The 12304-nt window shown below is 65.2% G+C and carries 10 protein-coding genes; all 10 read left to right on the top strand.

Annotated features, from left to right (window positions below):
* Window positions 1–409: 409 nt before the first annotated feature.
* The 10 genes from FPB55_RS14110 (at window position 410) to ureE (ending at window position 12300) form a co-directional block, all read left to right on the top strand.
* A complete protein-coding gene (locus FPB55_RS14110; protein ID WP_115294284.1) occupies window positions 410–1798 on the top strand; it encodes a hypothetical protein in 1389 nt (462 codons plus the stop codon).
* A complete protein-coding gene (locus FPB55_RS14105; RefSeq protein WP_047149897.1) occupies window positions 1798–3159 on the top strand; it encodes an aminotransferase class I/II-fold pyridoxal phosphate-dependent enzyme in 1362 nt (453 codons plus the stop codon). The genes FPB55_RS14110 and FPB55_RS14105 overlap by 1 nt, the downstream gene beginning before the upstream one ends.
* Before the next feature lie 125 nt (window positions 3160–3284).
* On the top strand, window positions 3285–4934 hold the full coding sequence (locus tag FPB55_RS14100) for a VRR-NUC domain-containing protein (protein ID WP_144188469.1): 1650 nt from the start codon (window positions 3285–3287) through the stop codon (window positions 4932–4934).
* Window positions 4931–7198 carry an ATP-dependent DNA helicase gene (locus tag FPB55_RS14095; RefSeq protein ID WP_144188467.1) on the top strand — a complete coding sequence of 756 codons (2268 nt, stop codon included), beginning with the start codon at window positions 4931–4933 and terminating at the stop codon, window positions 7196–7198. The genes FPB55_RS14100 and FPB55_RS14095 overlap by 4 nt, the downstream gene beginning before the upstream one ends.
* A 241-nt stretch (window positions 7199–7439) precedes the next feature.
* Entirely contained in the window at window positions 7440–8354 is a 915-nt protein-coding gene (locus FPB55_RS14090) for a tyrosine-type recombinase/integrase (RefSeq protein ID WP_009685465.1), read from the top strand.
* A 255-nt stretch (window positions 8355–8609) separates the two neighbouring features.
* Window positions 8610–9443, top strand: coding sequence for an urease accessory protein UreD (locus FPB55_RS14085; RefSeq protein ID WP_009685464.1), 834 nt, complete (start codon window positions 8610–8612; stop codon window positions 9441–9443).
* Between the two features lie 9 nt (window positions 9444–9452).
* Complete coding sequence (locus tag FPB55_RS14080; RefSeq protein ID WP_009685463.1) at window positions 9453–9755, top strand: urease subunit gamma; 303 nt, start codon at window positions 9453–9455, stop codon at window positions 9753–9755.
* A gap of 19 nt (window positions 9756–9774) precedes the next feature.
* A complete protein-coding gene (locus FPB55_RS14075) occupies window positions 9775–10092 on the top strand; it encodes an urease subunit beta (RefSeq protein WP_009685462.1) in 318 nt (105 codons plus the stop codon).
* The gene (gene ureC, locus FPB55_RS14070; protein WP_009685461.1) at window positions 10089–11792 is read left to right on the top strand and encodes an urease subunit alpha; all 1704 of its coding nucleotides are present in this window, start codon (window positions 10089–10091) and stop codon (window positions 11790–11792) included. Before FPB55_RS14075 ends, ureC begins: the two co-directional genes overlap by 4 nt.
* Window positions 11793–11802: 10 nt before the next feature.
* Window positions 11803–12300, top strand: a complete 498-nt coding sequence (gene ureE, locus FPB55_RS14065; protein ID WP_029884816.1) for an urease accessory protein UreE — start codon at window positions 11803–11805, stop codon at window positions 12298–12300.
* The last annotated feature ends 4 nt before the right edge of the window (window positions 12301–12304 follow it).

Raw genomic sequence — 12304 nt, 5'->3', positions numbered from 1 at the left:
GTGGGAATATTCCTACAATAAAAGACGAAGCGGACTACATATAATTCATTAATTAAATGCCAATGGAAACATGCCGCCAATCATTTGCGGTTGCATGTGCGTGGTTAGAGGGTCAAGGTGAATTTGGCGCTTTGCTGAATGGTTTTTTTACCGTGATCTGTATCTTCAATTCGCTTCGCATCACTCGATAATGGCGCAATGATACTTTGTGCAAGGAGTAAGGGATGCGTACGGCTAGGCCTGAATCAGAGCATTGCAGGGGTGAATTCTTCTCCATGGCCTGGCGACAGTGAAGGCTCACGTCACTTTATTCAATTGTAGGAAGTTTCTTCTGTAAAAGCCTGGCGCAGTGTAAGCCTGAACAACTTGCTTGGGCGTGCGCCGGCGACTTGAAGTGGTGAGGTGATCCGTGACTGCTATTCACGACCAGGCAATGCATTATATCTACCAGCAAGTACTCGAACGCTTGCTCGCCCATATGTCACAGGCGCAACGGGCCTCTTTGCAGTTGTTGATACAACGTTTATTGGTAGCCGCAGGCGGGCCTGAATATATCGGCACCTTTCGCCTGCAGGTATTGCAAGGCAGTGACCGCCAGGGTGCGCGGCTGCTGGCGATGTTGCGTGCTGCGCAGCTGAGCATCGCCATGCGTGCACCGGTTACTTTTCAACTGCGCGTGCTGGTGGTGAGCTTGCCGGTGGCCGGCAGCCCTACGCTGCAAGGGCTCGATCGAGGCTTCAGTGCGCTGTTCATGCAGGATGACCCGCGGGTGCAACTGCAAATGATCGAGGGGCGCGAAGTGGTGCCGTTCAGTTGCCGCCCCCGTGTGGCGTCCGAGCGCTGGTTGCCGACCAGGGAAGCGCTGCTGATGTTTGGCCACCTGATCGATGCCAGGCCAGAAGCGTTGCTGGGTAGCCGCCTGCACCTGGAACTGGCGGCGGCCGTAAGCTTCGCGCTGCAGGCTCAGGCGCCCGCCGACGCAATGGTCACCGCCTTGCCCGCAGGGCAGCGCCGCCGCTACCTGGCGTGGGCGCTGCGTAGCCAGCGCCTGGCGGGGCAACGTGGCCCTTACCTGGCCCACCATTGCCTGTCGACGCTGGCCGAGGGCCTGGCGCGCTTGCATGGGGCCACGGGGCTGGCGCCCGGCAACCCGGCGGATCAGCCTGCGGGGGCTGCGCTCAAGGGGGGGCCGGTGCGTTTGATAGCCATTGATGACCTGCTGCCGCCGTTGCTGGGCGGGCAGCAGTTGGATGCCATGCTGGGCTGGCACTTCGCGGCGGCCGAGACGGCCTGCTCGCCGTTGGCCGCGTTCGTCGACCCATTGGCCTTGGCCCAGTTGCAGGAACTGCGGGCCCGCAGCCTGGAGCCTCAAGCCACCCGGCCGCCCTTGAGGCTGGCGGGGGTGCCGGGCGACAGCAAGCCTGCCGACGAACCTGTGCTGCAGTTTGGCAAGGCCTATGGCCTCAGCCAGGCCCAACTGGAATGCCTGCTCTGCAAGCCGTTCGCCAGGCAGGGCAAGAACCTCGAGCGTTTTCTGCGCGCTCGCCATGCCGACATGCTGGTGGCGTTGCCTTACCTGCACCGGGCCATGCAAGGCAAACCTTGCCCTGCGGCGGTCAAAGCCTGGCTGGTGAACACCAGTGGGCTATCACTGGCGCAACTGCGGGCAGTCTACGGCGGTAAGATGCCGCTGCCTGCGTGGCGCCTGCTCAGTGCGTTGGCGCGCCGCGACGCGCACTTGCGGCTGTTACCGCGCCACGCCGCTGAACGGCGGCACAGCCCCGCGAGGCAACCTTGATGGCGCGAACAGCGGCCGGCGAGTTCGCTTATCGGCGGGTCTACCGCTACCTGGAAGCGTTGATTGGCCAGGCGACGGCTGGTGGTCCGAACCGGCTGCCGTCCTTGCGTGAGCTGTCGCGGCGGCTGCGGGTATCGCTGGCAACGGTGCAGAGCGCCTACAGCCTGCTGGAGGAGGAGGGTCGTGTGCACTGCCTGCCACGCTCGGGCTATTTCGTTCGCCTGGCTGACCTGCAGCAAGGTGGCATGCCCCGGCAGGCGCCCCAGCTCGCACAACCGTTGCTGGAGCGCGCCTTGTTCACCCACGAGCGGCGCCTGGCCCGCCAGCGCGAGCGCGGCGCTGGCCCTTGGGAAGTGCAGGGCAGTGCGCGCCTGCGCGACGCGCTGGCGGAGCGATACACCCGTTGCTCGCGCCAGTACTGGCGGGCCGATGACGTTCAGGTGGCCCCGGATGTTCCGGCGTTGCTGGAAACGCTGCTTGCAGCGCTGGCCCTGCAAAGCGGCACCACGGTGCTGGTACAGTCGCCCTGTTGCGGGCACGTGCTGCGTGCTTTGGCGCGCGCTGGCATGCGGGTGTTGGAGGTGCCACCCGATCCACGTGGCAACCCGGACCTGCAGGCCGTGGCCAGGCTGTTGGGCTGCGAGCCGGTCCGTCTGCTGGTGATGCCGTCCTGCCTTGGCCTGCCGCAAGGGCGGCTGGTCTCCCTGCATTATCAGCAGCAGCTTGGCCTGCTGTTGAGCCAGCACAGCGTATGGCTGCTGGAGAACGACCTGGACAGCGAGCTTTGCTACAGCGGCCCACCCGCGACCCGCCTGCGCGATTGGGTCGATCCGCGCAGGTTGATGATCATGGGGGCGTTCGAGGCTGCAGTAGGGCCCGAAGCGCCGTATGCCTACGTACTGAGCCTGGATACCGCCCTGGCCAAGGCGTTCTGCGAGCGGGCGTTCCGCCTTGCGCCGCTGCGGCTGCTGGCGCTGGCCCACCTGTTGGCCAAGGGCGATATCGAAGCGCAACTGGTGGCGTTGCGCAGCAACCTGCAGCAGCGCACGCAAAACCTCGCCTGCGCGCTGACCGCGCAGTTTGCCCAGCGGGTGGTGCTGGAGCCCCCGCAAGGCGGGCGCATGCTGTGGGTGCGCTTCGAGCAGCCGCTGGCCTGGGATGCCATTGCCACGGCCTTGGCAGGTTGCGCATTGCATGCATTGCCGGGGGAACAGTTCAGCTTGCACGGCCGCTACCGGCAGCACCTGGCGCTGATGTGGCTGGGCGACTGCCCAGGCGACCTGCAACAAGCCGTGCAGCGCCTGGCCCAGGCCCTGGAACTTCGCCGCAGGCGGGTGCGGCGGTTCCCCCCTGAATCATAGGGCACTGCATGCCCAAGGGCGCGTTCGCGGCCGTTCTTGCAGAGGCGAGCTGACCCACGGCACTTGCCAGGCCCCTGGGTCTGTATGTATAACCAGTGCCTTGTTCCCGCTACCTGACCCAGTCCGTGATTGCCCACTCCGTCGACGACCCGTTCTATTACCTGCACAACTTCCGCCAGGTACTGCTGTGGGTCGAACAGCGCTACCAGGACCTGCTCGATGAACAGGAACTGGCGTTCATCCATGCCTTCGGCCAACTTAGCGCGCCAGCCCAGGCCTTGATGGTGCGCATGGTAATGCGCAAGGGCGAACTGTTTCGCAGCGACCGCCTCGTCTATGAGGAAATAGGCGACACCGAACTGGCCCTGCAGCCACTCAAGGCCCTGGGCTGGGTCCGCGAGCCCGAGCAACTGCACTTGGAGCAACTGTTCGCCTTGCTGCGCAAAGACGAACTGGCGTGCTGTTTCGCCGCCCAATTGAGCCGCCCGCGTGCCGCCAAGCATGACTTGCTGGCCCAGCTGCAGCCGCTGCAACTGGCCGCCCGGTCTTTGGCCGAGTGGTACCCGGGCAGTGAGTTGCGCATCTTGCGGTGGTGCCTGCAACCGCTCTGCGACCGCATGCGGCTGCTGTTCTTCGGCAACCTCTACCAGGACTGGTCAGAGTTCGTGCTTGCCGACCTGGGGCTGCTGCGCTACGAGCAGGTGCCCTTCAGCGCCGATTCGCGTGCCCTGCAGCAACGCGCCGATATCGACCTGGCCATGGTGCTGCATGAGTGTGCCGAGCGCCTGGAGCAGGGCGAACACCCTCAGTCGGTAATCACGGCAATACAGCACCTGCACTGCGACAACCCTTGGCTGGCCCGGCGCCGTGCGCGGTTGCAGTTCGCCCTGGGCCAGCAATGCGAGCGCCTGGGTGACTGGGACCAGGCCATGGCGGTTTATGCGCAGTGCAGCCATGCCCAGGCGCGTATTCGCCAGGTGCGGGTGCTGGAGCGCAGCGAACGTTGGCCGCAGGCCCATGCCCTGGCGTTGCAACTGGCAGCGGCACCGGCCAATGCACTGGAGGTCCAGGCGCTGGAGCGTATGCTGCCACGCCTGGCCCGCAAGCTCGGTGGCCCGCCACAGCGCCGCCAGCGCGTGGCGTCGCTGGCACTGATCGAACTGGAATTGCCCCGTGAGCACGCCGCGCTAGGCGTTGAAGAGGCCGTGCGCCAGCACCTGGCCGCCGAGGGCGGGCAAGCCCACTATGTGGAGAACACGCTGTTCAACAGCCTGTTTGGCCTGCTGTGCTGGGAGGCGATCTTCGCCCCTGTGCCTGGCGCGTTCTTCAACCCGTTCCAGGCCGCGCCGCAGGACCTGCACGACAGCGACCTCCAGCAGCGCCGTAGTGCTCTGTTCGAGCAATGCCTGGCGCGGCTCGACGATGGTAGCCACCACCAGGCGATCCTGGATTGCTATGCAGCCAAACACGGGCTGCAGTCACCGTTCGTGTTCTGGTCGATGCTCAGCGAGGCGCTGCTGCAGCAGGCCCTGGCCTGCCTGCCGGCTGCGCAGTTGAAGCACTGCTTCGTGCGCCTGCTGCAGGACATTCGCAGCAACCGTGCGGGCATGCCCGACCTTATCCAGTTCTGGCCCGAGCAGGGGCGTTATCGCATGGTCGAGGTCAAAGGCCCCGGTGACCGCCTGCAGGACAACCAGTTGCGCTGGCTGGCGTTCTGCCAGGAGCACGGCCTGCCCGTCGCGGTCTGCCATGTGCGCTGGAGTGACGCCGCTTGAGCTACAGCGTGGCGGTGCGTGCCTTGTGCGAGTTCAGTGCCAAGGTCGGCGACCTCGACCTGCGCTTCACGCCGTCGCCCACCGCCCAGGAGGGCATCGAGGGCCACCAGCGGGTAGTGGCCCGGCGTGCGGCCGGCTACGAGTCGGAAATTACCCTGGAGGGCCAGTTCGAAGGCCTTCGGGTGCGGGGGCGTGCTGACGGTTACGACCCTGCCTGCAACCGGCTGGAAGAGATCAAGACCCACCGTGGCGACCTGGCCCGGCAACCGGCCAACCACCGCCAACTGCACTGGGCGCAGGCCAAGGTGTACGGCTGGCTGATGTGCCAGGCCCGGCAACTGGCGAGCATCGAGGTGGCTTTGGTGTACCTGGACGTCGACAGCGATAGCCAGACCCTGTTCAGTGAGCACTGCACGGCCGCTGAGTTGCAGGCATTCTTCCAGGTCCAGTGCCAGCGCTTTCTGGGCTGGGCCCAGTTCCAGCAGCAGCGCCTTTCCGAACGTGACCACGGCCTTCAGGCGCTGCGCTTTCCCTACCCAGCGTTCCGCCAAGGCCAACGGCAACTGGCAGAAACCCTGTACAAGGCGGTGAGCACTGGCCGTTGCCTGATGGCCCAGGCCAGCACCGGCATCGGCAAGACCCTGGGTACCTTGTTTCCGTTGCTCAAAGCCATGGTGCCCCAGCAACTGGACAAACTGTTCTTCCTCACGGCCAAGACCCCGGGCCGGGCGCTGGCCCTGGATGCCATGCGCCAGATCACCACGGGCGATACCCAGCCTGGGTTACGCACCCTGGAACTGATCGCCCGCGACAAAGCCTGCGAGTACCCGGACAAAGCCTGCCATGGCGAGTCCTGCCCGCTGGCGGCCGGCTTCTACGACCGCTTGCCGGCCGCGCGCACGGCCGCCGCGGCCGTGCCGATGCTGGACCGTACCCAGCTGCGCGAAGTGGCCTTGGCGCATCAGGTGTGCCCTTACTACCTGGGCCAGGAGATGGCCCGCTGGGCCGACGTTCTGGTTGCCGATTACAACTATTACTTCGACGCCCACGCCTTGCTGTTCGGGCTGACACAGCTCAACCAGTGGCGGGTCGCGGTTCTGGTTGACGAGGCTCACAACCTGGTCGAGCGCGGGCGGGGCATGTACAGCGCCAGCCTCGATCAGGGGCAGTTGCTGGCGTTGCGCCAAAGCAAACCCCATGGGCTGGGCAGTGCGCTGGACCGCCTGAACCGCCAGTGGAACGCCCTGTACAAAGAGCAACGGGCACCGTACCAGGCCAGCGAAGCGCTGCCGCATGACCTTTTGCGCGCCCTGCAGCAGTGTATCGGGCTGATCCAGGAGCAGATGAACCAGGCGCCCACGCACATCGACCCGCAGGTGCTGCAGTTCTTCTACCAGGCCTTGCAGTTCAGCCGGGTAGCCGAACTGTTCGACGAGCATTTCCTGTTCGATATCAGCCAGCGCCAAGGGCCGCGCAAGCGCCGGCTGGCGACCTTGTGCCTGCGCAATGTCACCCCGGCACGGCTGCTGGCACCGCGCATGCGCGCAGCGCGCAGCGTCACCCTGTTCTCTGCCACGCTGAGCCCGCGGCAGTTCTACAGCGACCTGCTGGGCATGCCGGCCGATACGGCGTGGCTGGAAGTGGCAGCGCCGTTTCGTGCCGAACAACTGCAGGTGCGCATTGCCAGCCAGGTGTCTACCCGGTACCAGCAGCGCCAGGCTTCGCTGGCGCCGATCGTAGAGTTGATTGCCCATCAGTATGAGCGCCAGCCGGGTAATTACCTGGCGTTCTTCAGCAGTTTCGAGTACCTGCAGCAGGTCGCCGGGCTGCTGGCCGAGCGCCACGCGCAGATCCCATTGTGGGCCCAGGCCCCGGGCATGGACGAAGCGGCGCGGCAGGCGTTCCTCGACCGCTTTGTCGCCGACGGCCAAGGCATCGGCTTTGCCGTGCTGGGTGGTGCGTTCGGTGAAGGGGTGGACTTGCCGGGCACCCGCCTGATCGGCGCCTTCGTCGCCACGCTCGGGCTGCCCCAGGTCAACCCGGTCAACGAGCAGTTCAAGCAGCGCCTGGGTCGGCAATTTGGCGCGGGTTTCGATTATGCCTATCTCTACCCTGGGGTGACCAAAGTGATCCAGGCAGCGGGGAGGGTGATCCGGGGGGACCAGGACCGTGGCGTACTGGTATTGATCGATGAGCGTTTCGCCGAGCCGAGGGTGCAGCAGATGTTCCCGGGCTGGTGGCCGCAAGGCGAGCAGTGTACCTGACCGCTGCGTTGAGCACCTGGCACTGCGCAGGCAGGCCCAAGGTCGTTTAGGGGGCTCGATTGGGGTAAGATCACCTCCATGCCTGATACAAAGTCCTTGTATATCAAGATGATGGCACTGTCTTGGGCCAGAATGGCCCGACCGTTAGTTTGTCATGCAGACTCGCTGGCATGCCGTTTTGATCTGCTCCAGCGTCGGCCCGCTGTGCTGCCGGCCAACGCCCCGCTACAGGATTCACGTTTTGTCCGACCTCTCGAAAAATCCGCTGCTGCAGTACATGGCCCGCCTGGCCCCATCCAGCCAGCAAACCATGCGCTACATCCTTCAGGACGCCGCCGACCGCTTGGGGTTCGTCGACTGCAATATCGTCGACGTTCCCTGGCATCGGCTCGAGCCCGGCCATGTGATCGCTCTGGTGGCCGCCCTGCGGGCCGATGGTTACGCGCCTAACAGCTCTTCGCTGTACGTCAACGCCATCCGTGGGGTGATGAACGAGGCCTGGCGCCAGGGCCTGATCGACCACGAGCAGTTGCTACGCATCCGCGAGGTCAAGCCGGCAACCGGCACCCGCCTGCCGCCCGGGCGCAACCTGCGGCGTAGCCTGATTCGCGAACTGATGGACGTGTGCGCTGCCGACCCGCGGCCGCAAGGGGTGCGCGATGCGGCGATCATTGCCTTGCTGTATGGCACAGGCATGCGCAAGTCGGAATCGGTCGACATCGACCTTGCCCAGGTTGATTTCGCCGCGCGCAGCCTGCAAGTGGTGGGCAAGGGCAACCACCAGTTGATCAAGTACGCGCCGCCCTGGGCGTTCGAGAAGCTGCAGGCGTGGCTCGACCTGCGTCGCCAGGCCCTGCCGGCCGGTGTCGAAGACGACCCGTTCCTGTTCAACCGCATCCGCCGCGGCAACCACATCACCCGGGCGCGTATCACCAAGCATGCCATCTACTACATCGCCCGCCAGCGCGGGGCGCAGGTGGGGGTCAAGATCATGCCGCACGACTTCCGCCGCGCGTTCATCACCCGGGTGATCGAGGAGCACGACCTGTCGATTGCGCAAAAGCTGGCACACCATGCCAATATCCAGACCACGGCCATCTACGACCGGCGTGACGACAACGAACGCCGACGTGCGGTAGACCGTTTCGACTACTGAGCGCCGACCAGCGTAGGCTTCGCCAGCACCGAAACAGGGCCTGGGCACGCCCCCGCTTTGTGCGGCCCCCGCGGCGGTGCCCGATGGCGGAGCGAGCGGTAAAAATAATTCATCTGCCTTCACCTGCGGAGTTGGCCCGCAACCTGCTATATCCAGCCTGCGAATTTGATCGAGTGGTCAGGCCGTGCGCACTAACCGGCGCCCGCCGCTGACCCTCTTACCGGCCAGCAGGCCACGAATTTCAGGGGCCGCAGGATGTCGCTCGCGGAGCAGATCGAACACCACCAAGACGATGCAGGCTGGAGCGCCCACCTGCAATTGCGCTTTGTCCAGCGTGCGGGCACGACCCGCCTTGGTGCATGGAAACATTTCGGACCTCTTTTGGTGCAGCGCCCGTTCTATCCGGAAGGTGCACCCTGCCATGTGTATGTACTGCACCCGCCGGGTGGCATCGTTGCCGGCGATCGCCTGGAGCTCGACATTCAGCTGGAAGCTGGCAGCCACGCCCTGCTGACCATGCCCGGTGCCAGCAAGTTTTACCGCAGCATCGGCCCGACCGCACGGCTGACCCAGCGCTTCCACCTGGCCGCTGGCAGCACCCTGGAATGGTTGCCCCAAGACAGCATTTTCTTCTCCGGTGCCCGTGCCAGGCTCGCCAGCCACTTCACCCTTGAGCCCGGCGCCCGGTTGCTGGCCTGGGAAACGCTGTGCCTGGGCCGCCCGGTGATGCTCGAACGGTTCGACCAGGGTGCCCTCGACAGCCTGTTGCACATCACCCTGGCCGGCGAAACGGGCCTGCATGAGCGCCTGCGTATCGAAGGCGGCCAGCTGGGCAAGCTCGGTGGCCACCCACTGCTAGCCACCTTCTGTGCCGCGCCGGCCGATCAGGCATTGCTGGAGCAGGTAAGGCCCATGCTCGATGAGCTGGGCACCCCTGCCGGCGCGACGCTGCTCGGTTCGCTGCTGGTGATCCGCCTGCTCGACCATGACAACCAACAATTGCAACGCACCCTGCAACGCCTGTGGCATGTGCTGCGCCCGGCCGTTCTCGGCCTGCCTGCCTGCCCGCCACGTATCTGGGCCACCTGAGAGAGCGCCATGGAGCTGACCCCAAGAGAGAAAGACAAACTGCTGCTGTTCACTGCCGCCTTGTTGGCAGAACGGCGCCTGGCCCGTGGCCTGAAACTCAACTACCCGGAGGCCGTAGCGCTGATCAGCGCCGCCGTGCTGGAAGGGGCCCGTGATGGGCGCACCGTCGCTGAGCTGATGAGCATGGGCCGCGAGGTGTTGAGCCGTGACCAGGTCATGCCTGGCATCGCCGAGATGCTTCACGACGTACAGGTCGAAGCGACCTTTCCGGATGGCACCAAGTTGGTGACCGTGCATGACCCGATCGTCTGAACCTGCCGAGGAACGCCGCATGATCCCAGGTGAAATCCAGGTCGCCGCTGGCGACATCGAATTGAACAGTGGCCGCGCCACGGTCAGTGTCAGCGTAGCCAACCATGGCGACCGCCCGGTGCAGGTCGGCTCGCATTACCACTTCTACGAAGTCAACGAGGCGCTGGTGTTCGAGCGCGGGCCAACCCTGGGCTTTCGCCTGGATATCCCGGCCGGCACTGCCGTGCGCTTCGAGCCGGGCCAGGCCCGTACCGTGCAACTGGTGGCCTACGCTGGCAAGCGCGAAGTCTACGGCTTTCAGGGCAAGGTCATGGGCGCACTGGAGGGCAGGGCATGAGCCGAATTTCCCGCCAGGCCTATGCCGACATGTTCGGCCCTACCGTGGGTGACCGTGTGCGCTTGGCCGACACGGCATTGTGGGTCGAAGTAGAGAAGGACTACACCGTTTACGGCGAAGAAGTGAAGTTCGGCGGCGGCAAGGTCATCCGCGATGGCATGGGGCAGGGCCAGATGCTGGCCGCCGAGGCCATGGACCTGGTGTTGACCAACGCGTTGATCATCGACCACTGGGGTATCGTCAAGGCCGATATCGGCATCAAGCACGGGCGTATTGCCGTGATCGGCAAGGCCGGCAACCCCGACGTGCAACCAGGCGTCAACATACCCGTAGGGCCAGGGACCGAAGTGATCGCCGCCGAGGGCAAGATCGTCACAGCCGGGGGGGTCGACTCGCACATCCATTTCATCTGCCCGCAGCAGGTGGACGAGGCGCTCAACAGCGGTGTAACCACCTTCATCGGTGGCGGCACTGGCCCGGCTACCGGAACCAACGCCACCACCTGCACCCCGGGCCCGTGGTACCTGGCGCGCATGCTGCAGGCTGCCGACAGCCTGCCGATCAACATCGGTTTGCTGGGCAAGGGCAACGCCTCGCGCCCTGAAGCGTTGCGCGAGCAGATCGCTGCCGGGGCGGTCGGGCTCAAGCTGCACGAGGACTGGGGCTCGACACCGGCGGCCATCGACTGTTGCCTGGGCGTAGCCGAAGAAATGGATATCCAGGTGGCGATCCATACCGACACACTCAACGAATCGGGCTGTATCGAAGACACGCTGGCGGCGATCGGTGACCGCACCATCCACACCTTCCACACCGAAGGTGCCGGTGGCGGCCATGCCCCCGACATCATCCGTGCGGCCGGGCAGGCCAACGTGCTGCCGTCCTCGACCAACCCGACACTGCCGTACACCATCAACACGGTGGACGAGCACCTGGACATGCTCATGGTCTGCCACCACCTGGACCCAAGCATTGCCGAGGACGTGGCGTTTGCCGAGTCGCGCATCCGCCGTGAAACCATCGCTGCCGAAGACATCCTCCACGACATGGGCGCTTTCGCCATGACCTCGTCCGACTCCCAGGCCATGGGCCGGGTGGGCGAGGTGGTGCTGCGCACCTGGCAAGTGGCGCACCAGATGAAGCTGCGCCGTGGCCCACTGGCACCGGATACCCACTACAGCGACAACTTCCGGGTCAAGCGCTACATCGCCAAATACACCATCAACCCGGCGCTCACCCATGGCATCGGCCACGAGGTGGGCTCGGTCGAAGTGGGCAAGCTGGCAGACCTGGTGCTGTGGTCGCCGGCATTTTTCGCGGTCAAGCCCGCCTTGGTACTGAAGGGCGGCATGATCGTCACCGCGCCCATGGGCGATATCAACGGGTCCATCCCTACGCCCCAGCCGGTGCATTACCGCCCGATGTTCGGCGCGTTGGGCGCAGCCCGCCATGCCACGCGCATGACCTTCCTGCCCAAGGCCGCCATGGACCGTGGCCTGGTCGAGCAATTGAACCTGCGCAGCCTGATCGGCGTGGTGGACGGGTGCCGCCGGGTGCGCAAGCCGGACATGGTCCACAACACCCTGCAACCGCTGATCGAGGTCGACGCGCAAACCTACCAGGTGCGTGCCGATGGCGAGCTGCTGGTCTGCGAACCGGCCAGTGAACTGCCGCTGGCCCAGCGCTATTTCCTGTTCTGAAGGAGCACCGATGATTGTCTTGACCCAGCGGATTACCGAACCCGGCGCACGTGCTGTCACGGGTACCGTCACCCTCGATGTGGACAGCCGCATCAAGAGCCGCCTGCGGGTGACGCTGGACGATGGTCGGGAAGCCGGCCTGATGCTGGAGCGTGGCCACCTGCTGCGTGGCGGCGAGCTGTTGGCCGATGCCGAGGGCACCCAGCTGATCCGCGTGCTGGCAGCGCCCGAGGCGGTGTCCACCGTGCGCTGTGCCGACCCGCACCTGCTGGCGCGCGCGGCCTACCACCTGGGCAACCGCCATGTCCCGCTGCAGATCGAGCCCGGCCTGTTGCGCTTCCAGCACGACCATGTGCTGGACGAGATGCTGCGTGGCCTGGGCCTGACTGTCGAGGCCGAGCAGGCCCCGTTCGAGCCCGAAGCGGGTGCCTACCAAAGTGCGCCACACAGCCACAGCCACGCTCACGGCCACGATCACCCGTTCGTGCGCTTGCCTGCCCATTCCTGAACTG

It is taken from the genome of Pseudomonas sp. BJP69, from assembly GCF_007633355.1.
Taxonomy (GTDB): domain Bacteria; phylum Pseudomonadota; class Gammaproteobacteria; order Pseudomonadales; family Pseudomonadaceae; genus Aquipseudomonas; species Aquipseudomonas juntendi.
This window is presented reverse-complemented; position numbering and strand designations above follow the sequence as displayed.

Coding starts and splice junctions, on each gene's coding strand:
- ureC (WP_009685461.1), top strand. CDS start 10,089: ATGAGCCGAATTTCCCGCCAGGCCTATGCCGACATGTTCGGCCCTACC.
- ureE (WP_029884816.1), top strand. CDS start 11,803: ATGATTGTCTTGACCCAGCGGATTACCGAACCCGGCGCACGTGCTGTC.
- FPB55_RS14080 (WP_009685463.1), top strand. CDS start 9,453: ATGGAGCTGACCCCAAGAGAGAAAGACAAACTGCTGCTGTTCACTGCC.
- FPB55_RS14085 (WP_009685464.1), top strand. CDS start 8,610: ATGTCGCTCGCGGAGCAGATCGAACACCACCAAGACGATGCAGGCTGG.
- FPB55_RS14075 (WP_009685462.1), top strand. CDS start 9,775: ATGATCCCAGGTGAAATCCAGGTCGCCGCTGGCGACATCGAATTGAAC.
- FPB55_RS14105 (WP_047149897.1), top strand. CDS start 1,798: ATGGCGCGAACAGCGGCCGGCGAGTTCGCTTATCGGCGGGTCTACCGC.